The organism is Microbacterium sp. SORGH_AS_0454, from assembly GCF_031453395.1.
Taxonomy (GTDB): Bacteria; Actinomycetota; Actinomycetes; order Actinomycetales; family Microbacteriaceae; genus Microbacterium.
This window is the reverse complement of record NZ_JAVIYS010000001.1, coordinates 1,738,353-1,759,652: the sequence shown is the minus strand read 5'-3', so window position 1 is coordinate 1,759,652 and position 21,300 is coordinate 1,738,353. Positions and strand designations below refer to the sequence as shown.

Genomic DNA, 21,300 nt, shown 5'->3' with positions numbered 1-21,300 from the left:
ACGCCGCCGTCGGGGCGTTCGTCAGTTGCGCGCGAGGGCGGCCGCGACGACGTCGAGGCCCTCGTCGAGCAGGTCGTCGCCGATCGACAGCGGCGGGAGGAAGCGGATCACATTGCCGTAGGTGCCGCAGGTGAGCACGATGACGCCCTCGGCGATCGCGGCCTTCGCCACGGCCGCGGTGAGGGCGGCGTCGGGTGCGCCCGTGACGGGGTCGACGAACTCGGCGGCGATCATCGCGCCGTGTCCACGCACGTCGCCGATGCGCGGGTCGTTCTGCTGCAGCTCGTGCAGGCGCCCCTTCAGGAGTTCGCCGATCTGCTGAGCGCGCTCGACGAGTCCCTCGTTCTCGAAGGCGTCGATGGATGCCAGAGCCGCGGCGCACGCGATCGGGTTACCGCCGTAGGTGCCTCCCAGTCCGCCCGTGTGGGTGGCATCCATGATGTCGGCGCGACCGGTGACGGCCGCGAGCGGGAGGCCCGCGGCGATGCCCTTGGCGGTGGTGACGAGGTCGGGGACGATGCCGAACAGCTCGCTCGCGAACATCGCGCCGGTGCGCGCGAAACCCGACTGCACCTCGTCGGCGATGAAGACGACGCCGTTGTCGCGGCACCAGTCCACGATCGCGTTGAGGAATCCGTCGGCGGGGACGATGAAGCCGCCCTCGCCCTGGATGGGCTCGATGATGACGGCGGCGAGGTTGTCGGCGCCGACCTGCTTCTCGATCAGCGAGATGGCCTTGGCCGCGGCCTCGGGGCCGGAGAGCCCGTCGCGGAAGGGGTACGACAGGGGTGCGCGGTACACCTCGGCGGCGAAGGGGCCGAAGCCGCTCTTGTACGGCATGTTCTTGGCCGTCAGCGCCATCGTCAGGTTGGTGCGGCCGTGATAGGCGTGGTCGAAGGCGACGACGGCCTGGCGACCGGTGAACTTGCGGGCGATCTTCACCGCGTTCTCGACCGCTTCGGCTCCCGAGTTGAACAGGGCGCTCTTCTTCTCGTGGTCGCCGGGGGTGAGGCGGTTGAGGGCCTCGGCGACGGCGACGTAGGACTCGTACGGCGAGATCATGAAGCACGTGTGGGTGAAGGCCGCGACCTGCTCCTGCACGGCCTTGACCACGGCCGGGTGGGCATTGCCGACGCTGGTGACGGCGATGCCCGAGCCGAGGTCGATGAGCGAATTGCCGTCGACGTCGACGACGACTCCCCCACCCGCGGCGACGGCCTGGATCGGGACGGTGTGACCGACACCGGATGCCACGGCGGCGGCCTTACGGTCCAGCAGCTGCTGCGAGCGGGGGCCGGGGATGGCGGTGACGAGGCGGCGCTCCTGGGCGAGGGACGGACCGCCGACGAGGGGGAGGATGTCGAGGCTCATGGCGCGATGCTACGGACGCCGCGACAGAGCCCGCACTCTCCTCCATGTACAGTCGCAGGCAGCGTCGTATACGAGTCGTACAGGAGCCGCCATGGTCGACACCGCCGCCCCGCCGAGCCTGCGGGCCCTCCTCTCTCGACGCGATCTGCGGTTGCGCCTCGTCACCGGTGAGGACGAGCTCGCACCCGGGAGCATCGACCGCCCGGTGCGGTGGGTGCACTCCAGCGATCTCATCGATCCGACGCCGTTCCTCAGCGAGGGTCTCGTGTTGCTGACGACGGGGACGCAGTTCGTCGACACGGCCGATTACCCGGCGTACGTGGGCCGCCTGCTCGCCCGCGGTGTACGGGCTCTGGGGTTCGGCACCGAGGTGGTGCGCGACGGCATCCCGGCGGGGCTGGCGGCGGCGTGCCTGTCCGCGGGCATGCCGTTGTTCGAGGTGCCCTACCGCACCCCCTTCATCGCCGTCGCCCGAGCCGGAGCCGAAGCCATCGCCGCCGACGCCTACGCCCGGCGCAGTTGGTCGCTCGCCGCCCAGCGCGCCGTCTCGCTCGCCGCCCTCCGCCCCGACGGGCTCACCGCCACGCTGGCGGAGCTCTCGCGGCAACTCGGCTGCTGGGTCGCACTCTTCGACGCCGCGGGAGCCTTGCGCACCGCCCACCCCGCCGGCTCCCTCGCCGCCCCGGTGATCGAGGCCGTGACGGCCGAGGTGACCACGATGCTGCGCCGCGGCACGCGAGCGGGCTCCGCCCTCCGGGTCGCCGACACCCCGGTGAGCGTGCAGACCCTCGGCCGGGGCGGGCACCTGCGCGGAGCCCTCGTGATCGCCGCCGACGATCTCGACCACGAGGCGCGAAGCGTCGTCACGGCCGTCGTGGCGATGGCAGCCCTCGCCCTCGAGCAGCAGGACGGACTGGGCCGCGCGATCGGCACCTTCCGTGCGGGACTCGTGCAGTCGCTCGGCACCGACGATCCGACCCTGGCGCGTCGCGCGTCGCGCGATCTGTTCGGCCCCCTCCCCTCGGCCCCGGTGCTCGTCGCGCTGACCCCGACCGCGGCCTCACGTTCCGCCGCCCTCGGCGAGTGGCTCGAGACGCGGACCCAGGAGGGACGCGGCGAGGTGTTCTTCGGCCGCGGAGACGACGGACTGGTCATCGTCGTGCCCACCGCGGGACGAGCTCTGCTCGATGAGATCGCCGACCGCTTCGAGATCGTCGTGGGGTGCTCCGCCCCCACCGGATACGACGCGTTCTCGAGCGCCCTCGCGCAAGCGCGCACGGCGCGTGAGCGCCTCTCGACCCCCGGGGTCGCCGACTTCGCCGACACGGCACGGGCGGGGCTGCTCGCCGCCCTCGATTCCGAGGCCGCGCGCAGCGTCGCGGCGGGCGCCCTGACTCCCCTGCGCGCACACGACGAGGCACAGGGCTCCGCGCTGCTCGAGACCCTGGACGCATGGCTCGCCCACGACTGCTCGCACGAGGCGACGGCCCACGCCCTCGGCATCCATCGCCATACCGTCCGCGCGCGCATCGCGCAGGCCGAGCGCGTACTCGGCCGCGACCTGTCGTCGTTCGCCGTCCGGGCGGAGGTCTGGACGGCGCTGCGGCTCGCGCAGTAGCGGTGCCGGGCCCGGGCCGTCGGGCGGAGTCCGTGCCCGACACGCCGGGCGCCGGCATCCCGAATCGGCGTGTCGACCGCCGTCTCCGCGCGACGGCACGGAAAGCCCACGGCGGAACAGGATGCCGCGGGGCCGAGCCTCAGCCGGCGTCGCCGAGGTTGTCCGAGAGGATCTCGAGCACGCGCTCGCGAGCGAGGTCGGCATCGCCCGCCCGGGCGCGAGCGACGGCGTCGACGAACGCCTCAGCGAAGACCGCGTGGGCGATGCGCGAGGTGTGCTCGAGCTCGTCGCGGAACGTCCCGCCCGAGGCGAGCACGAGCGACAGGTCGGCGCGCTCGGTCAGGGGGGACGCGACGAACGAGGTCAGCGCGATCACGCGCGCCCCGGCCGCGCGCGCCGCCGACGCCGCCCGCAGGCTCGCCTCGTTGGCGCCCGAACCGCTGATCACGACGCAGACGTCGTCGGTCGAGAGGTGGCGAGCCGCGATCTGCTGGCCGATCGGGTCGCCGAGCGTCTCGGCCGGGCGCCCCACGGCGGTCAGGCGCATCGCGAGATCGGTGGCGACCGGAGCAGACAGCCCACTCGCCACGACGAGCAGGCGTCGAGCGCCCACCACCGCATCCACCGCGGCGTCGACCCCGTCGGCGTCCAGCAGGCTCGTGGCGGTGCGGAGGTCGTCGGCGATGCGGTCGATCGTCGAACGGATGCCGCCGAGCGCGCCGTCCTCGGCGACCGGGGGCACCGCGCGGCGTCCGCGTTCCGCGGCGAGCGCCACGCGCAACTGCGGGTAGCCGCGGTAGCCGAAGGTCTGACACGCACGCACGACGGTGGATCGCCCCACCCCGACACGGTCGGCGATCTGCTGCGCGGTGAGTTCGATCACGGCATCCGGATCGTCGACGATGAGGTCGGCGACGCGGCGCTCGCTCGGCTGCAGCGAGTTGCGGACGGCCGCGATGCGGGCGGTCACGGGGACCTCAGCGGACACGCGGACCCTCCATGATGCGGCGGCGGATGCGGCCCGAGACCGCGTCGATGGCGACGGTGACGATCACCACGACGATCAGGAGCATCCCGACCGTCGACCACTCACGGTACTGGGTGTAGGAGGTGAGCATGTCGCCGATCCCGCCGACCCCGATCAGACCGAGCACGGCCGAGGCGCGCACGTTGATCTCGAAACGGTACAGCCAGAACGACAGGAACGTCGGCGAGGCCTGGGGCCAGACACCCCAGCGGAGCACCTGCGCGGTCGAGCCTCCCGCGGCGCGAGCGGCCTCGATGGGACCGGGCGAGACGTTCTCGACGGCCTCGTAGCCCCACTTGCCGAGCGTGCCGACGCCGCCGATCGCCAGGGCGAGCGCCCCGGTCAGCGGGGTGAGGCCGGTCACCGACAGGATGATGATCGCGAACACGAGCTCGGGCACCGCCCGCACGAGAGAGAAGACGAAGCGCAGCACCGCGCGCACGGGCGCCGGTCCGAACCCGCGCGCCGAGATCAGCGAGAGGGGGGTGGCGATCAGGATGCCGAGGACCGTACCGATCCACGCCATCTCGACGCTGCGCCAGGTCTGCCAGAGCGCCTCGGGGAGCTTCGCCCAGTTCGGCGAGGCGAACATCAGCCCGAGGTAGCGCGCGATCTCGGCGGGCAGCTCGCCCAGCCGCGACCACGCGATGTCGGCGGACCAGAACGCGGCGATGGCGATGACGCTGACGACGACCCACGACAGGGTGCGCAGGGGGCGCCGCCGGCGGGGCGGCACGAGAAGCGTCGCGGGGCGTGCGGGGGCGAGGGCGGTCATACGAGCCTCCGGCGGATCGCGTCGCTGACGGTGTCGAGCACGACGACGATCACGAGGATCTCGACGATGACGAGCGACAGCTGGTCGTAGCGGTAGAACGTGCGGACGGCGTCGATGAGCAGACCGATACCGCCCGCGCCGACCAGGCCCAGCACGGTCGAGGCGCGCACGTTCAGCTCGAACACGTAGAGCGTCTGCGACACGAACGCGGGCCAGGTGTCGGGGAGGGCGATCGCGCGATTGATCTGCGTCTGCGTCGCCCCCGCGGCCCGTCCCGCCTCGAGGGGGCCGAGGTCGGTCGCGTCGATGGACTCCGAGACGAGCTTGACGATGATGCCGACGTTGAACAGCACGAGCGCCAGGATGCCGGGAAGAGCCCCCACCCCGACCATCGCGACGAGCACCGCCGCGTACACGAGCTCGGGCACGGCGCGGATGACGTTCAGGATGCCGCGCACCACCGCCCGCGCCGGGGTGAAGGGGTTCGTCGGCCGGGCAGCCCAGAAGCTCACCGGCAGAGAGATCGCCGCCCCCACCGCCGTGCCGATCACGGCCATCTGCAGCGTCTCGAGGATCGGACCGACGGTGCGCGGGAAGAACGACCAGTCCGGGGTTAGCAGTTCGCCGATCCGGAGCGCGCCCTGCTGCCAGTTGCGCGCGATCGCGGCGACGTCGAGGCCCACCCCGACCCCCGGCAGGCACATGAAGACGGTCACCGCGACGACGATCGCCGCGGCGGTCCATGGCATCCATCTCCCCTTCGGACGTGGGGGGACGGTGAGGACCGTCATCGCTCGAGCCTGTCGGCTGCGGTCACCGAGCGGCCGTAGATCTGCGCGAAGTCGGCGTCGGTGGCGGATGCCGCGGGGCCGTCGTAGACGACTTCGCCGGCGCGCATGCCGATCATGCGCGTGCCGTACTCGCGGGCGAGGTCGAGAAGGTGCAGGTTCACGAGCACCGTGATGCCGAGGTCTTCGTTGATGCGACGCAGGTCGTCCATGACGCCGCGGGCCGTGGGCGGATCGAGGCTCGCGACGGGTTCGTCGGCGAGGACGATCCGCGGCTGCTGCGTCAACGCGCGGGCGATGGCCACGCGCTGCTGTTGCCCACCGGAGAGGGCCGACGCGCGGTCCCAGACCTTGGGCAGCAGCCCCACGCGGTCGAGAGCCTCGAACGCCAAGCGGCGGTCGTCCTCGCGATACGCCCCGAACAGCGTGCGCCACAGCGGGGTGTGCGCGAGGCGACCGACCAGCACGTTGTTGAGCACCGTGGTGCGCCCGGCGAGGTTGAAGCTCTGGAACACCATGCCGATGTGCCCGCGGAGTTCGCGCAGCCGGCGCCCCGAAGCGCCGTCGACACGTCGACCGCCGACCTCGACCACGCCCGAGGTTGCGGGTACGAGCCCGTTGATCGTGCGGATCAGGGTGGACTTGCCCGAACCCGAGAGCCCCACGACGGCGATCAGCTCGCCGGGCGCGATCTCGAGAGAGACATCCTTGAGCCCCACCGTGCCGTTGGGGTATCGCACCGAGACGCCGTCCAGACGGATGCCCCAGGGCGCCGAGGCCAGTGCCTCGACGCCCGGGGTGAGCGATCCGGTCGTCACTGGAGTCCGAGCTGCTGGGCGGCGCGAGCGACCACGTCGAGCGACGAGGGGTCGGCCGGGGCGAGCTTGGTGATCGAGTACACGGCCTTGAGGGCGGCGGAGCCCTCGTCGGTCGCGGAGTAGTCGGCGAGCGCCGTCGAGATCTTCTGCTGCAACTCGGGCGAGAGGTCCTTCGACACGGCCACGCCGTCGTTGGGGATCTCGTTGGTCAGGCCGAAGACGACGACCTTCTGGCCCACGTCCGACTTGTCCTTCTTCACCAGGGTGCGGGCGTCCCAGAAGCTGAAGCCGACCTCGGCGTCGCCGTTGTAGACCGCGAGCACCGAGGCGTCGTTGGCCGTGACGGGAACCTTCTGGAAGCCGCTGTCGATGTCGACGCCGGCCTCCTTGAGCGCGAGCATCGGGTAGATGTAGCCCGCGGGCGAGCCGGGCCCGAGGACGGCGACCTTCGCACCGGCGATCTTCGAGATGCTGTCCAGACCCGCGGGGCCGTGCAGGGCGTCGGCACCGTTGCAGAACGACATGCCGTCGCGCTCGACGATCGGGGTCTCGCAGTACTTGTCGGGGTTGTTCGTCATGAACTGGCCCGGGTAGGTGATGTTGCCGTTGCGTTCGGTCTGCAGCACGACCGAGGCGCCGTAGCGGTCGTTCGCCTGCCACAGCTGCAGCGAGGGCAGGAACCCGATCTGCGCCTGACCGGCGCCCATCGCCTCGACGGCGGCCTGGTAGTCCTTCGAGACGACTCCGGTGACCGGGATGCCGAGCTTCTCGGTGAGCATGTCGGTGAGGGGCTTCGCGGTGTCGACGAGGTTCGCCTGGTCCTGCGACGGGACGAGCGCGAGCACGAGCGAGCTCGGGTCGGCGGCGGGACCGGAGGCGGCGCCCGCGGTGCCGGAACAGCCGGCCAGGGCGATCGAGGCGAGGGCGGCGGCGGCGAAGGCCGCGGCGAGACGGGTGCGACGAGTGTTCATGATTCCTCTGCGGTTCGGGTGGGATTCAGGCGTGGGACGACAGGTGTGCGGCGGGGGGAGCGTCGACGGAGGCGGCCTCGACCCAGGCGGCGAGCGCGGGAAGCAGCTCGTCGAGGGTGTCGGCGCGGAAGGTCGGAGTGGCGGATGGATCGAGGTACCCGCCGACCAGGGCGGTATCGAGGCCGCGGGCGTGGGCGGGCGCGAGGTCGTTGCGCCACACGTCACCGACCGTGAGCACCGGGACACCGTCGCCGAGATCGTCGAGCAGGGCCTCGAGCCCTGCGGGCTTGGCAGCGTCGGTGACGATGCGGTCGAACAGTGCGTCCAGGCCCATGGCGGAGAGCGCCTCGTCGAGGCGGGTGGAGGGGGCGTTCGTGACGAGGAAGCGCTCGGCATCCACCCGCGCGAGGAAGTCCGCCAGCCCCGGGGCCGCCGAAACCGGCGCGTCTGGCCCGCCGAGCTGAGTGCGGCTGCGCGTGTACGCCGCGGCGAGAGCGGTGTCGTCGACGTCGGCCTCGAGCGCGAGGCGACGGACGGCGTCGTAGCCGTCGATGACGCCGTCGGCGGGAGCGGCGAGCTGAGCGGCGACGGCCGAGACGAAGTCGTCGGCGGATGCCGTGTGCACGGCGACCGCGCGGGCGTAGGCCAACAGGGGGCCGTCGCCGAGGGCGACGGTGCCGTCGAAGTCGAAGATGAGGACGGGGCGGGGCACGGGTGAACTCCTGTCGTGGACGTTGCGTCCATGATGCATGTCACATGTGGACGTAATGTCCACATCGTGTAAACGATGGATGAACGGTGCCTGTGCGCCCCCGCGCCCGCCCTAGCGTGGAGCGGTGCACACCCTCGACGCCGCCGCGCACCTCGCGGTCACCGACCCCGTCGCCGCAATCGACTCCCTCCCCTGGCTCTCCGCCGCGCTCGCCGATGATCGCGCGGCCGGCCGCTTCGCCGCGTGGGGACACTCGACGGTGATCGACGAGAACGTCGGGGCGGCGGTGCTCCCCCTCGCCCTGTTCGACGAACTGCACCGCCGTGCGGGCCTGGCGGCGACGTGGCCGATCGGCAACGCCGGGGTCCTGCACGTCTACGGTTATCTGCTCTCGACCACCCCCACCCCCTACGGCCTGAAACGCGAGCGGTGGGTGACGAGCGACTTGGAACGCGCGTGCGGACTCGAGGCCGGGGCGTTCACCCCGTGGGCCGGCACGCAGACGCTCCTGTCGCGCGCCACCGCGGCCGCGTCGGCGTTGCTGGCCCGCCCAGATGCCCTGACCGAGCAGGCCGAGGGCCGCACCGCGCGCATCGCGCTCGGCGCCCCGCTGCCCGAGGGCACCGCGGCTCTGGCCTACGCGGTCGACGGACTCCTCATCACGATGTTCCCGGTCGCCGATCCCGGGGCGTTACGGGCGGATCTGGGCGCCCCGCGGCTGCGGTGGAACGCGGCCTGAGCCGAACGGTCGCGAACCGTCCCGCGGAACCCACGGCAGACACGCCGGACCACGGCATCCCAAATCGGCCTGTCACCCACGAACTCCGCCCGACGGCACACCCCACCGCCCCCGAACCGTCCCGCGGAACCCCCGGCCAACACGCCCAGCCACGGCATCCCGAACCGGCCTGTCACCCACGAACTCCGCCCAACGGCACACCCCACCGCCCCGTCGACGACGACCTGAACCTCAGCAGCCGCAGCTGCGACGCACCAGCACCTGCGGCTCGAAAACGACGTCGAACGCCCCGCCCTCCGGCGGCGAGCCCGCCGTTCCGGCGAGGATCCGCGCGGCGGCTCGTCCCATCGCCTCCATCGGCTGGCGGACCGTCGTCAGCGGCGGGGTGGTCAGGCGCGATCCGAGCGTGCCGTCGAACCCGGTCACGATCACATCGTCCGGCACTCGCACCCCCTCCGCCGCCAGGACGTCGAGAAGGGTGAAGGCGTTCTGATCGGTCGCGCAGGCGAAGGCCCGCGGCATCCGTCCCTCGGCCAGGAGCGCGCGCACCTGCGGCACGAGCTCGTCCTCGCCGCGCACGGTCGCGTCGATGGAGTCGAGACGAGGGCGGATGCCGCGGGCCTCGAGCTCCGCGATCATCGCGTCTCGACGCTCCACGGCATCCGTCGCCTCGAGGCGCCCGACGAAGGCGATGTCGGTCGCGGCGTGCTCCTCGACGAGGTGGGCGACGAGGTCGCGCATCCCTCGCGCATTGTCGACCCGCACGCGGTGGTGGGGATCGTCGGCCGGGGCGGCGCTGAAGAGCACGATCGGAATGCTCGGTGTGTGCCGCGCCAGGGTCGGGGCGGTCTGGGGGGACGGGAAGATCGCCAGTCCATCGACGCGGCCGACGGTGTCGGCGACCGAGACATCGGCATCCGATCCACTGCTGAGCATGACCGGTCGTCCCAGCGCCCAGCACTCCAGCTCGAAACCGCGCTGGACCTCGTCGACGTACAGCGGGAAGGCGCGGGGGTCCGACAGCACGTCGTCGTCGGTCTGGTCCCAGGCGATCACTCCCCCGGTGTCGAGCGCCGGCGACTGCATCCCGCTGAGGGGTTGCGCCCGCGGGTCGGCCCGCTCGAGCAGCAGGTCGAAGGCGTGCAGACCGAGGATCCCGGTGCGCCCGCGCGCGAGCCCGCGGGCGGCGCCGCTCGGGGCGTATCCCAGCCGCCGAGCGGCGTCGAGCACCCGCTGGCGCGTCGCGTCGCTGAGCTTGTCGGGGCGACGGAAGGCGAACGACACCGACGCGATCGAGACTCTCGCCTCCTGCGCGACGTCGTACACGGTCGGTCGACGCGTCGTCCGCTCCTCCGTCATCGGATCGGCCCTAACCCCTCTGCGACACCGTCGCCATCGCGCCCTCGAGCTCCAGCCCGTGATGCACGGGGAAGACGGGGTCGCCGCTGTCCGACGGTACATCCTCGCGCGAGGAACGCACGGCATCCATCGACCGGGGGATCTCGATCGGCAACCGACCCCGCGGAGCGACACGACCCGTGAGCGCATCGAGCACCGCCGCCGCCGAGCTGCCGTAGTCGGCGACGATGGCCGCGGCATGCCCCACGAACGGTGTGAGGATCGCGGGACGGTCGAGGTTCACCACGATGACGAGGGGGCAGGATGCCGCGATCTGGTTCAACCGGTAGACCAGGCCCGGCGCGAACTCGAGCGACCCCTGGTGGAACCAGGCCTCGAGGAAGAGGTCGTCGCGAGGCTCGAACGGCGCGCCGATGCGGACCAGGGCGAGGTCGGCCTCGGCCGGGTCGGCCACCACGCGCCCGAGCTCGGCCACGTCGTCGACCGAGAAGCCCTCGACGTAGACGTTCCCCGCGGGACGGAGGGGCAGAATCGACCCCTCGTTCACCAGCACGGTGAGCGAACGCGCCTGCGCCCGCTCGCCGAGGGCGCGGAACTCGGCATTGCCCACGACCCGCTCGGCCTCATCGACGTCGACGTACGGGTCGTCGAAAAGACCGAGCTGGAACTTCACCCGCAGCAACCGCCGCACCGACGCGTCGATGCGCTCCTCGGACACTCGACCCGCACGGACGAGGTCGACGAGCATCTCGACGCATTCCTCTCCGCCGAACTGGTCGTTGCCGGCATCCAGGATCTTCTCCATGCGCTCGATCGCGGTGAGGTGCTCGACGCCCCACGCCCGAGCGGGGAGCACCTGATCGCCGACGTGGTTGTCGTTGACGAGCTCCCAGTCGGTGACGACGACGCCGTCGTACCCGAGCTGTTCGCGGAGCAGGCCCGTCACGATCTGCCGGTTGTAGCCGAAGCCGACCTCTTCGATCGGCTCCCCGTCGACCTCGAGTCCCACCGGCATGCCGTAGTACGGCATCATCGCGGCGGTGCCGCGGCGAATCGCCTCGCGGAACGGCTCGAGGTGGTAGTCGAACATGCCGCCGGGGTACACCTGCTCGCGCCCGTAGGGGAAGTGCGCGTCCTCACCGCCCTGCTGGGGTCCACCGCCCGGGAAGTGCTTCGTCGTGCAGGCGACGCTGTCGGGTCCGAGCTCGTCGCCCTGGAAGCCCTGCAGGTATGCCGCGGTGAAGGCGGTGACCCGCTCGGCATCCTGTCCGAGGGTCTGGGCCTGTCGACCCCAGCGCGGTTCGGTGGCGAGGTCGATCTGCGGGTGCAGAGCGGCGCGGATGCCGACGGCGACGTACTCGCGCCGCGCGACCTCGGCGAACTCGCGCACGGTGTCGACGTCGTCGAGGGCGGCGAGCCCCAGCCCTTCGGGCCACTGCGAGAAGGGACCGGCCGAGAAGGCGACGCCCGTGTTCTCGACGAACGCGTGACGCGGGTCGGTGCTGATCGTGACCGGGATGCCGTGAGGTGTGGTCTCGGCGAGCGCCTGGAGATTGTTGTTCCAGGTCGCCGCCTGACGCGCGGTGCGGATCGCGTGCACGTTGAAGTGGTTCATGTTCTTGTGCACCACGACCGTGGTCGTGGGCGACTTCGAGATCTTGCCCGGGGCTTCGAGGAGCTCGCCGTCGTCGCCGACCTCGATGACGGTCTGGAACATCAGACCGACCTTCTCTTCGAGGCTGAGGCGCTGGAGGAGGTCGTCGGTGCGCTCGTCGACGCCGAGCGTCGGGTTCTCGTACGGGTCCATCACACCGTTGCCGTTGAGGTCGCGAAAGCGCGTGCCGTCGGGCGCGGTGAGAAAGCGGGCGGAGGTCATGGGGGGTCCTTTCGAGGCCGCCGATGCAGGAGCCGGCGGCGGAGCTCGGGGGGGCGGGCCGACACGGGGCCGGGCGGGCCGCCGTGACAGGGGCCCGCCCGCGCCTCACTTCAGGCCGGTCGAAGCGATGCCCTGGATGAAGTAGCGCTGCAAGAAGACGAACAGCAGGATGATGGGCGCGATGACCAGCACCGAACCGGCCAGCAACAGACCGTAGTCGGTGGCGTTCTGGCCCGTCGAGTACAGCGAAAGCGCGACCGGCAGGGTGTACTTCGCCTCGGTCTGCGCCGCCACGAGAGGCCAGAGGAAGTTGTTCCACGAGGCGAGGAAGGTCAGGATGCCGAGGGTCGCCAGCGGCGGCCCGCACAGCGGCATCACGATCCGGGCGAAGATCCGCAGCTCACCGGCACCGTCGATGCGCGCGGCCTCCAACAGAGGGTCCGGGATGCCGAGCATGAACTGCCGCATGAGGAAGACGCCCAGCGGGGTCGTGACGAACGGCAGGATGAGCGCGGCGTAGCTGTCGACGAGACCCAGCGACGACACCATCACGAACAGCGGCACGAACGTGACCACGCCGTGGGACCATCAGGGTCACCATCACGACGACGAACAGCGCCTTCTTGCCGGGGAAGTCCATCTTCGCCAGCGCGTAGCCGACCATCGAGCAGAACACGAGGTTGCCCAGGACCGTGAACAAGGCCACGACGACACTGTTGCCGAAGAACTGACCGAAGTTCAGCTGCCCGAACCAGGCGCCGAAGTTGTCCCAGGTGAACTGCTGCGGCCACCACGTCGGCGGACGCTGGAGGATCTCGCGCTGCGTCTTGACCGAGCCCAGCAGCATCCAGGCGAAGGGCAGGATCCACACGAGCAGGCCGATGACGAGCACGATGTAGGTGAGCAACCGGCCCGGGGCCATGCGGTCGGGCGACCGGCGCCGGCGCGGCGGCTCGACGGTCTGGGCGGCGGCGGCCGGAGCCGCGGGAGACGTGAGTGTCATGGCATCCTCCCTCAATCCTTCGAGCGCAGCACGCGGAACTGCACCAGGCTGAGCAGCGCGATCGCGAGGAACAGCAGGTAGCTCGCAGCCGAGGCCGCGCCGTACTGCCCGAAACCGAACTGCTTGAACGTGTAGTACGCCACCGAGAGGGTGGAGTTGAGCGGGCCGCCCTGGGTCATCACGAAGGCCTCCTCGAAGAACTGCAGGAACCCGACCGAGATGAGCACCGCGCCCAGCAGCAGCGTCGGACGCAGCAGCGGCAGTGTCACCGAGGTCAGGCGCCGCCACGACGAGGCGCCGTCCATGAGGGCGGCCTCCTTCACGTCGGTGGGGATGGCCTGGAGCCCGGCGAGGAAGATCACCATGAGGGTGCCGACGTTGCGCCAGACGGCCATCGCGATGAGCGACGGCAGCGCCGTGCGGGTGTCGTTGAGCCAGTCCGGACCCTGGATGCCGATGATGGCCAGTGCCGAGTTCAGCAGCCCCTCCGGCTGGAGGATGTAGCGCCACACCACCGCGACGGCCACGATGCTCGTGACGACCGGAGCGTAGAAGCCCACCCGCAGCACCGAGACGATGCGGCCGTTGCTGGCGTTGAGCGCGAGGGCGAGAGCCAGCGCGAGCGCCATCGTCACCGGGATGCCGACGACGACGAACGTCGCGGTCACGCCCAGCGAGGTCAGGAAGACAGGGTCGCCGAGGACCCCGGCGTACTGCTGGAGTCCCACGAAGTTCACCGAGAACGGCGAGCGGATGTCACGGGCCGTGAAGTCCGTGAACGACATCGCGAACGAGCCCACGATCGGCACGACCATGAAGACCGCGAAGACCGCGACGAACGGCAGGGCGAAGCCCCACGCGACCCATCCCTGGCGCCGACGGCGGCTCGACGCCCCGCCGGCGCGGGCGCGACCGGGCGCACGACGCGTCCCGGTCGCGCCCACGACTGCCTGCGTCACGGCCTCAGCCCAGACCCAGCTGGTCGGCGGTGGCCTGGAGCTCCTTCAACCCGTCGGCCGGGGACTGCTGGCCGAGACGGATCTTCTCGAGCATCGCGTCGCCGGCCGCGGCGACCTGCACCCAGGTCGTGACGGCGGGCACCGATTTGGCGGTCTCGAGCTGCGTGCCGAACGCGGCGAGCGTCTTGGACGAGGCGAGGGCGTCGGCCTTCCAGGCATCCTGAACAGCGGGGAGGTCACCGGTGGCGTCGTACCACGCGGCCTGCGTGTCGGGCTGCGTGAGCCACTGGACGAGCTTCCACGCGCTCGCGGCGTTCTTCGAGTTGTCGAACACGGCGAGGTTGGCGCCACCGCTGAACGACGTCGACGACTCCTTGGCCGGCAGCACCGCGGTGGTGAACTTGTCGCTGAAGCCGGCGCCGCCGAGCGTCTCGAGCTGACCGATGAGGAAGGGGCCGTCGATGAGCATCGGGGTCTTGCCCGAGACGAAGTCCGCCTCCTGCGCCCCGGCCGAGCGATCGGCGGCCGGGTTGGCGATGCCGTCGGTGTAGAAGCTCTGGTAGTACTGGAACGCCTCGGCGGTCTCGGGGGTGTCGAGGGTCCATTTCGACCCGTCCTCGAGCTGAGCACCGTTGGACCACGGCATCCAGACGTTGCCCTGGAACGAGTCGTTGCCGGAGGGGAAGCGGATGCCGTAGTCGGCGCCCCCCTTGGACTGCATGTCGGCGGCCATCTGCTTGAGGTCGTCCCACGTCGACGGAGCCTTGGTCCATCCGGCCTGGGCGGCGATGTCGGTGCGGTAGTACAGCACGCGCGTGTCGACGTACCAGGGCACACCGGTCGCGCGGTCATCGATCATGGTGGAATCCAGCGCGCCGGGGAAGATCCCGTCGGTGGACAGGTCGGTGGGAACCGTCTGCAGGGCGTCGCCGAAATCGGCCATCCACGTCGAGCCGACCATCGCGAGGTCGGGGGTGTTGCCGCCGGCGATCGCCGTCTGGAACTTGCTGTACGCGGCGTCCCAGGGCACGGGCGTGACGTCGACGGTCACGCCGGGGTTGGCATCCTCGAACTTCTTCACGAACTCCGGAAGCGCCTCGCCCTCGGCACCCATCGCCCACATCGTGAGCGTGCCCTCGGCCTTGGCGTCGCCGATCGTCGAGGCTTCGGCGGCACCGGAGCCGGTGTCGGAGGTGCGCCCGCAACCGGTGAGGGCGATCGCGGCCGCGGCGACCACGGCCACCGCGCTCCATCGGGTGATCTTCATTGTTCCTCCTCGAACGAGGCACCCGCCGTCGGGTGCCGCTTGCACGTCGCGGTTGAGTTTAAGCGCATAACCTTTGCCGTGCAACCCCGTGGGCTGGGTGCCGTCGGCCCGTGGGCCCGTGGGCCCGTGGGCCCGTCGGCCCGTCCACCTGCGCCGCGCGCCGTCAGGCGGAGTTCGGCGGCGACACGCCGCCCGGCGCCCTCCTCTGCCGGCGCGTCGGGCTTGAACTCCGCTCGACGGCACGGCGGACAACACCGGCCAGCGTGCCGTCCCGCGGAGCTCGGCGGCAACACACCACCCGGCACCCTCCTCTGCCGGCGCGTCGAGCTTCGACTCCGCCCGACGGCACGGCGGACAACGCCGGCCAGCGTGCCGTCCCGCGGAGCTCGGCGGCAACACACCACCCGGCACCCTCCTCTGTCGGCACGTCGAGCTTGAACTCCGCTCGACGGCACGGCGGACAACCCCGGCCAGCGTGCCGTCTCGCGGAGCTCGGCGGCAACACGCCGCCCAAGGGGCCATCGCCCCCGCGCGTCCTGCGCAACCTCCGCCCGGCGGTACGTTCCCCGATCCGCACTCCCACACCCGGCCCACCCCACCTGACGGCCGCCGCGGCTCCTCCCCAGGTGACGAATCCACCACGGCATCCACAGATGCGGACCGAACCGCACTGCGGACGCCGCAGAGTCCGCAAGCCTGGGGCGATGTGCAGCGGCTCGTCGATACACACCCGCACCGAGCTGTTCGCCGCGGGGATGACCCGTCGCGCGATCGAGAGCGCTCTGCAGGCCGGGAGGCTCGTACGCCTGCGGCGCGGGGTATACGCGGATGCCGATGCGTGTGAGCCCGTCATGAGCGCCGCCCTGCTCGGCGGTCCACCGGCGTGCGTCAGCGCCGCGCGACATCACGGCCTGTGGACCATGGCCGCTCCGGAGCCGCTGCACGTCGGTCTGAGTCCACGCGGGCACCGGCGTGGGACCGGATGGGTGCCGCACTGGGACCACGACGTCGCCGACCCCTTCGGCGTTCCCGCAGTGGGTCAGACCCTGCGGCAAATCCTCCGTTGCCGCGGGGTCGAAGACTTCGTCGTCGCGCTGGAATCCGCACTCCATCAGAGGAAGATCGGGCCGGCCGAGCTGTCGTGGCTCGCGGCACACACGAACGACACGGGCCGCGAGGCGATCGCGTTCGCACGGAGCGACGCCGAGAGCGGGTTGGAAACCCTGGTCCGATGGCGTCTCCGAGACTGGGGCGTCGAGGTGAGGACACAGCACGGCATCGTGTCGGTGGGACGCGTCGACCTCTTGCTCGGTGAACGCTTGATCGTCGAGCTCGACGGCGCAGACAACCATGCGAGCCCCGACCACCGGCACCGCGATCTCGTGCGCGACGCCCACGCCGCGGCGTGGGGCTTCGTCACCCTCCGCTTCGACTACGCGATGGTCGTGCACGACTGGCCGACGGTCGAGCTCGCCATCCGTGCTCACCTCGACCGAGGTCTGCACCGGGCGTGATCGCCGCACGGCACGTACCTTCCGGCGGAATTCACCTCCCACACGCCGAGCCACCGGCAGCCAGAACCGGCGTCTCGCAACGAACTCCGCCGCACGGCCCAGACGACCCCCACGAACGCCCACCACTGCCAGACCCCACACGAACCGTCCGGCAGAATCGCCCGCCAACACGCCGAGCCACCGGCAGCCAGAACCGGCGTTTCACCACGAACTCCGCCGCACGGCCCAGACGACCCCCACCAACGCCCACCACTGCCAGACCCCACACGAACCTTCCGGCAGAATCGCCCGCCAACACGCCGAGCCACCGGCAGCCAGAACCGGCGTTTCACCACGAACTCCGCCGCACGGCCCAGACGACCCCCACCAACGCCCACCACTGCCAGACCCCACAAGAACCTTCCGGCGGAATCGCCCGCCAACACGCCGGGCCACCGGGAGCCAGAACCGGCGTTTCACCACGAACTCCGCCGGACGGCCCACGAGCACCACCAGCCCACGGACGGAACGGATGCCGCCACCTCAGCCGTGAGGCTCGAGATAACCCCGCACGAACTCGGCGAAAAGTGCGGGCATGTCCACCGACTCGTCGAGGAGCCACTGCTGTTGCAGGCCGTCCATCACGGCGCTCAGCAGCCGCGCGGCGCGCTCCGGATCGACGTCGGCGCGCACCTCCCCCGCGGCCTGCCCGGCCCGCAGCAGCTCGGCGGCCGTCTCGGCGCTGCGGCGGTACCGCTCGGCGAAAGCCTCGTGCGAGGGGTGGGCGGGGTCGCCAGCCTCGGCGACGACCAGTGTGTACAAAGACGTGAGGCCGCGCGTGGTGGCGTTGTGCGCGACAACTTTGCGCATCTGCTCGACGAGGGTGTGCTCGTCCGGGTCCCCGGCGGCCGCGCGGACGCGCTCGTCGCGCTGGCGCAACACCTCGGCGAACAGCTCCTCCTTCGAGGCGAAGTGGTGCAGGAGCCCCGCGGGGGTGAGGCCGACTCGGGCGGCGACCTCGCGGAGCGACCCTGCCGTGACGCCCGACCGCCCGAAGACGACGACCGCCTCGTCGACGATGCGTTGGCGCGTCTGCTGCCCTTTCGCATAGCTGCCGCGACGCCCGCGCTGTGCTGGTGCGTCGGTCATCGGCATCCCCTCCCCGTCCGGACACACCGATGCCCGGCACCTCCGCGAGGCACCGGGCATCGAGCGGTCGATCCGTCAGGGACGCGAGGCGCCCCACGACGAGCCGAAGACCTGCTGTTCGATGGCGGGCCGGAGGTTCTGCTCCATCCTGTCATCGACCATGTAGTCCTTCAGGGAGTCACCGGTCAGCGCGTTGCCGATCGCGGCCATGATCATCGACTGGTCGAGCGACAGGTATCGCTCGGCGATCGTGCCGCTCTTCACCGCGACGGCGTCGTAGAACCCGCCGGGCCCATAAGCGCCGAGCTTCTTCTCCAGGCCCCGCAGGTTCTTCAGCACACCGGCGCGGTCGTACGGCAACGCGAGGAACGCGGCGTGCGGCGTGACGACGCCGTCACCGAAGGTGGGGTCGGGGTTCGTCCCCTCGGTGCAACCCGGGCGGTCGATGTCGACGTCGGTCTTCTCGGCATCAGAGGTGTATCCGTCGGAGCGCATGCCGGCGATGTCGACGCCGTACTCGGCGTAGCCGCCGAAGGGGTTGCTGGCGGGCGAGAAGCCCCAGTACCCGTACCCGGCCTCTTTCAGCCCGTGACGCTTCTGCACCTCGACGGTGATCGGGTGGTTCACGCCCCACGAGCGCGGTCCCCATTCGGTCTCGGGGATCAGCAGATCGGGCATGAGCGCCTCGAACATGCTCCCGCCCCAGCTCGGCGCGAACGACATGCCGTCGTAGGAATACACGCCCTCGTAGACGTCGACGCCGTCGTAGGTGCGGGTCTCGCCGGTGGGCAGCTGCTCCTGCCACGCCCAGTCGCAGCCGGCGGGCATGGTGCGGTGGGTGCCGTACAGCCCCGTCGCCGGGATCGCCCCCTCCGAGATGCCGAGGTAGGTCGCGATGCGGCTCTCGCTCACGGTCGTGTCGTAATGGTGGCAGGTGTAGAACGCGGTCTCACCGCTGCCGTTGTACATCGGCGCCTCGACCGCACAGCCGTCGCCGGGAGGGGCCTCCCAGAAGCCGCCGCGGTTCGTGCCGGCCGGGAGTCCCGCCGCCCCCGCCACGTCGAAGAACGCCGAGAAGTCCATCGACCGGTAGAGCGTGTCGGCCCGATCGGCGAGCGTCGGCTCGGCCTCGCGGACGATCCTCAGCCCCGCCGCGAGCCAGCCGTTGTCGACGGTGCTGAGGAACGGGTGGATGACCTCGCCCGAGGTCGGGAAGATCTCGAGCTTGGCGCCGGTGTCGGGCGCGTACCAGTTGTAGTACATACCGCTGGCGTCGTTGCGCTCCATCGTCTCGAGCGTCGACACCGTCGCGGTCAAGCGATCCCGCGCTTCGTCGGCGTCGATGATGCCGAGGTCGCGCGCGGTCACCGTCGACCACAGGTACCCGCCGATGTTGGTCGGCGAGGTGTAGCCGGATGCCGTGGACTCCTCCAGCGCACCCCCGATGTTGTCGTCGGGAAGGCCGGTGTTCTCGTGGGCCATCGCCGCGAGCGAGGCCCAGGTGTCGGCGGCATAGCGCTCGAGGTCACGTGCGCCGGATCCGGCATGCGCGGGCGGACCGGGGTGGGCGGGCGGACCGGGCTTCTCTGCCGGTGCGGCGACGGCGGGGGATGCCGCGGCGAGACCGCCCAGGACGAGTCCGACGACCGCGGTGGATGCCGCGAGGGTGTGCTTCATGACTGGCTCTCCTCATCGAAAGCGCTCCGGGGGGACGGAGCTCACTGCTCTAAAACCTTACACATGGCAGGTATTCATGCAACCCTCCCCGTCGCCCCGCGGGGTCGGTGCTCGCAGCGTGAACCGTCGTGCGGAGTTCGTCCGAGACACGCCGATTCACCGGCATCCCGAACGGCGTGTCAGGCCCACACTCCGCAGGACGGCTCGCCGCCAGCCGCCAGGCGCCCCCGCGACGGCCTCAGCGCAGCGCGCGGCAGGCGAGGTGCAGGGCGAGACGGGCGTCGGTGTCGGTGAGGTCGACGCCGAGCAGCTCCTGCGCGCGAGCGATGCGCATCGCCACGGTGTTGCGATGCAGGCCCAGGGCGGTCGCCGTGGCCGAGACGCCGGACTCGTGGTCGAGGTAGGCCGTCAACGTCTCGAGCAGTTCCGGGCCCTGCGAGGCGAGAGGAGCGAGGAGCGACTCGGCGGCGGGCACGAAGGTGTCGGACCCGGCCCACGACAGCAGCACCTGCTCGATGCCCAGGGCGTCGACGCGCACGAACCAGCCCGTCGCGGCGCGTCCGGCGGCGATGCGCGCGCCGTCGACCGCGCCGTCGATGCTGCGCAACAGCCCGCTCGCGCCGCTGTCGAGCGAGCCGACGCCGGTTGCGACGTCGAACGAGCGGCGCGCCTGGTCGTGCAGGGCGCGCACGGCGGCGACGTGCTCGTCGAGGCGGTCCGGTGCCGGCGGCTCGGCGAAGCTCAGCCAGCCGGTCACGCCGCGGCCGCTGGTCACGGCCTGCGAGTCGACGGGGAGGGCAGCGAGGATCCGCCGAACGAAACGCAGCAGCTCGAGTGTCTCGAGCCGACGGCGCCCGGCGATGCGGAACGCGAGGTGGTACCCACCCGTGCGCCAGCCCCGCTCGCTCATACGCTGCTCGACATCGGGGTCGCGGGCGTCGCGGGCCTCGAGGAACTCCCGGAGCAGACCGGATGCCACGGCGGCATCGCTCACGTCGGCCACCTCGTCGATGAGGATGCGCGCGGCCACCGCCCGGCATCGCCACCTCCGCCGCCACGGCCAGGGCCGACAGCTGCGCGGCGCTGAGCCCCGTCCCGAAGACGGCCAGCCGCAGCCCCGCGCGGCTCGGGCTGTCGACGCGCACCGAAGCGGCCGCTCCTTCGGCGACCGAGACCACGTCCTGCCAGAGGCCGAAGTCGATCGCCGCTCTCACCGGCTCGGGCAGGTCACCACCGGCTTGCAGCAGCACGCCCTCGGCGTCGATGAGCGCGACACCGTGTCCGACGCTGGCCGAGAGGTGGCGCAGCAGGTCGGCCAGGTGCGCGGCGGAGTACTCGATCGACTGCGCCACGCGCCTGACGTACCCGAGCGTCAGGGCATCACGGCCCTGAACGAGCTCCCACCCGGCGCGGGCCAGGGCCATCGGGTCGTCGACGGCGAGCAGGGTGAGCCCGAGGCGCGCGGCGAGGCCGCGACTGCCGGCCCCCAGCACATCCGCCCCGGAGAGGGCGAGACCGCGAAAGCCGCGGTCGCGCACGCGGCGCACGAGGGCGTCCTGCTGCCAGGGCGCCGCGGGCGGTGGCTCGATGAGCGCGGCGAGGTCGCCGTCTCCCCGCTCGGGCAGCAGCGCTTCGCGCGCGGCGACCACCACACCGGCGAAGGCCTCGACGCCCGGGGCGTCGACCAGCACACGGACC

Annotated in this window: 17 protein-coding genes and 1 pseudogene; 3 read left to right on the top strand and 15 right to left on the bottom strand. The window is 71.3% G+C overall.

Annotation, left to right across the window (positions count from 1 at the left end):
- Positions 1-21: 21 nt before the first annotated feature.
- Positions 22-1,371 carry a 4-aminobutyrate--2-oxoglutarate transaminase gene (gene gabT / locus QE454_RS08150; RefSeq protein ID WP_309668580.1) on the bottom strand — a complete coding sequence of 450 codons (1,350 nt, stop codon included), beginning with the start codon at positions 1,369-1,371 and terminating at the stop codon, positions 22-24.
- A 91-nt stretch (positions 1,372-1,462) separates the two neighbouring features.
- On the opposite strand from gabT, the gene QE454_RS08145 reads away from it, so the two are divergent.
- Entirely contained in the window at positions 1,463-2,989 is a 1,527-nt protein-coding gene (locus QE454_RS08145; protein WP_307456240.1) for a PucR family transcriptional regulator, read from the top strand.
- A 139-nt stretch (positions 2,990-3,128) separates the two neighbouring features.
- On the opposite strand, the gene QE454_RS08140 is transcribed toward QE454_RS08145, so the two are convergent.
- The 6 genes from QE454_RS08140 to QE454_RS08115 are packed head-to-tail and all read right to left on the bottom strand — an operon-like array spanning position 3,129 to position 8,080.
- Positions 3,129-3,977: a MurR/RpiR family transcriptional regulator gene (locus tag QE454_RS08140; RefSeq protein ID WP_307456241.1), complete on the bottom strand. Its 849-nt coding sequence runs from the start codon at positions 3,975-3,977 to the stop codon at positions 3,129-3,131.
- Positions 3,967-4,791 (bottom strand): phosphonate ABC transporter, permease protein PhnE, encoded by an 825-nt coding sequence (gene phnE / locus QE454_RS08135; protein WP_307456242.1) that lies wholly within the window; start codon positions 4,789-4,791, stop codon positions 3,967-3,969. Before phnE (QE454_RS08135) ends, QE454_RS08140 begins: the two co-directional genes overlap by 11 nt.
- The gene (gene phnE / locus QE454_RS08130; protein WP_307456243.1) at positions 4,788-5,540 is read right to left on the bottom strand and encodes a phosphonate ABC transporter, permease protein PhnE; all 753 of its coding nucleotides are present in this window, start codon (positions 5,538-5,540) and stop codon (positions 4,788-4,790) included. The genes phnE (QE454_RS08135) and phnE (QE454_RS08130) overlap by 4 nt, the downstream gene beginning before the upstream one ends.
- A 38-nt stretch (positions 5,541-5,578) precedes the next feature.
- Positions 5,579-6,397 carry a phosphonate ABC transporter ATP-binding protein gene (gene phnC / locus QE454_RS08125; RefSeq protein WP_210073300.1) on the bottom strand — a complete coding sequence of 273 codons (819 nt, stop codon included), beginning with the start codon at positions 6,395-6,397 and terminating at the stop codon, positions 5,579-5,581.
- Positions 6,394-7,368 (bottom strand): phosphate/phosphite/phosphonate ABC transporter substrate-binding protein, encoded by a 975-nt coding sequence (locus tag QE454_RS08120; protein ID WP_307456244.1) that lies wholly within the window; start codon positions 7,366-7,368, stop codon positions 6,394-6,396. The genes phnC and QE454_RS08120 overlap by 4 nt, the downstream gene beginning before the upstream one ends.
- A 25-nt stretch (positions 7,369-7,393) precedes the next feature.
- Entirely contained in the window at positions 7,394-8,080 is a 687-nt protein-coding gene (locus tag QE454_RS08115; protein ID WP_307456246.1) for an HAD family hydrolase, read from the bottom strand.
- 124 nt (positions 8,081-8,204) lie between these two features.
- Between QE454_RS08115 and QE454_RS08110 the strand changes: the two genes are divergently transcribed.
- Positions 8,205-8,819, top strand: coding sequence for an amino acid deaminase (locus tag QE454_RS08110; protein WP_307456248.1), 615 nt, complete (start codon positions 8,205-8,207; stop codon positions 8,817-8,819).
- Between the two features lie 231 nt (positions 8,820-9,050).
- Here the strand turns inward: QE454_RS08110 and QE454_RS08105 are convergent, their stop codons facing one another.
- The 5 genes and pseudogenes from QE454_RS08105 to QE454_RS08085 all read right to left on the bottom strand — a co-directional run bounded on the left by QE454_RS08105 (position 9,051) and on the right by QE454_RS08085 (position 15,283).
- Positions 9,051-10,178, bottom strand: a complete 1,128-nt coding sequence (locus tag QE454_RS08105; protein WP_307456250.1) for a LacI family DNA-binding transcriptional regulator — start codon at positions 10,176-10,178, stop codon at positions 9,051-9,053.
- A gap of 10 nt (positions 10,179-10,188) precedes the next feature.
- Positions 10,189-12,054, bottom strand: coding sequence for a glycoside hydrolase family 3 protein (locus QE454_RS08100; protein WP_307456252.1), 1,866 nt, complete (start codon positions 12,052-12,054; stop codon positions 10,189-10,191).
- Between the two features lie 105 nt (positions 12,055-12,159).
- Positions 12,160-13,057: pseudogene (locus QE454_RS08095) on the bottom strand (carbohydrate ABC transporter permease).
- 11 nt (positions 13,058-13,068) lie between these two features.
- Entirely contained in the window at positions 13,069-14,016 is a 948-nt protein-coding gene (locus QE454_RS08090; RefSeq protein ID WP_210073286.1) for a carbohydrate ABC transporter permease, read from the bottom strand.
- Between the two features lie 4 nt (positions 14,017-14,020).
- Positions 14,021-15,283, bottom strand: a complete 1,263-nt coding sequence (locus QE454_RS08085) for an extracellular solute-binding protein (RefSeq protein WP_307456256.1) — start codon at positions 15,281-15,283, stop codon at positions 14,021-14,023.
- Positions 15,284-15,987: 704 nt separating this feature from the next.
- Here QE454_RS08085 and QE454_RS08080 point away from each other — a divergent pair.
- Positions 15,988-16,797 carry a type IV toxin-antitoxin system AbiEi family antitoxin domain-containing protein gene (locus QE454_RS08080; protein ID WP_210073282.1) on the top strand — a complete coding sequence of 270 codons (810 nt, stop codon included), beginning with the start codon at positions 15,988-15,990 and terminating at the stop codon, positions 16,795-16,797.
- Positions 16,798-17,319: 522 nt separating this feature from the next.
- Here QE454_RS08080 and QE454_RS08075 read toward each other — a convergent pair.
- From QE454_RS08075 to QE454_RS08065, 3 genes are all read right to left on the bottom strand, one after another.
- On the bottom strand, positions 17,320-17,925 hold the full coding sequence (locus QE454_RS08075; RefSeq protein ID WP_307313004.1) for a TetR/AcrR family transcriptional regulator: 606 nt from the start codon (positions 17,923-17,925) through the stop codon (positions 17,320-17,322).
- Positions 17,926-18,000: 75 nt separating this feature from the next.
- Positions 18,001-19,602: a glucoamylase family protein gene (locus QE454_RS08070; protein ID WP_307456259.1), complete on the bottom strand. Its 1,602-nt coding sequence runs from the start codon at positions 19,600-19,602 to the stop codon at positions 18,001-18,003.
- Positions 19,603-19,840: 238 nt separating this feature from the next.
- On the bottom strand, positions 19,841-20,632 hold the full coding sequence (locus tag QE454_RS08065) for a helix-turn-helix domain-containing protein (protein WP_309668579.1): 792 nt from the start codon (positions 20,630-20,632) through the stop codon (positions 19,841-19,843).
- Between the last annotated feature and the right edge of the window lie 668 nt (positions 20,633-21,300).

Excerpts from the sequence above, each read along its gene's own strand:
- QE454_RS08070 (WP_307456259.1), bottom strand. The coding sequence starts at position 19,602 with ATGAAGCACACCCTCGCGGCATCCACCGCGGTCGTCGGACTCGTCCTG.
- QE454_RS08120 (WP_307456244.1), bottom strand. The coding sequence starts at position 7,368 with ATGAACACTCGTCGCACCCGTCTCGCCGCGGCCTTCGCCGCCGCCGCC.
- phnE (WP_307456242.1), bottom strand. The coding sequence starts at position 4,791 with ATGACCGCCCTCGCCCCCGCACGCCCCGCGACGCTTCTCGTGCCGCCC.
- QE454_RS08145 (WP_307456240.1), top strand. The coding sequence starts at position 1,463 with ATGGTCGACACCGCCGCCCCGCCGAGCCTGCGGGCCCTCCTCTCTCGA.
- phnE (WP_307456243.1), bottom strand. The coding sequence starts at position 5,540 with ATGCCATGGACCGCCGCGGCGATCGTCGTCGCGGTGACCGTCTTCATG.
- QE454_RS08105 (WP_307456250.1), bottom strand. The coding sequence starts at position 10,178 with ATGACGGAGGAGCGGACGACGCGTCGACCGACCGTGTACGACGTCGCG.
- QE454_RS08085 (WP_307456256.1), bottom strand. The coding sequence starts at position 15,283 with ATGAAGATCACCCGATGGAGCGCGGTGGCCGTGGTCGCCGCGGCCGCG.
- QE454_RS08075 (WP_307313004.1), bottom strand. The coding sequence starts at position 17,925 with ATGACCGACGCACCAGCACAGCGCGGGCGTCGCGGCAGCTATGCGAAA.
- gabT (WP_309668580.1), bottom strand. The coding sequence starts at position 1,371 with ATGAGCCTCGACATCCTCCCCCTCGTCGGCGGTCCGTCCCTCGCCCAG.
- QE454_RS08080 (WP_210073282.1), top strand. The coding sequence starts at position 15,988 with ATGTGCAGCGGCTCGTCGATACACACCCGCACCGAGCTGTTCGCCGCG.
- QE454_RS08100 (WP_307456252.1), bottom strand. The coding sequence starts at position 12,054 with ATGACCTCCGCCCGCTTTCTCACCGCGCCCGACGGCACGCGCTTTCGC.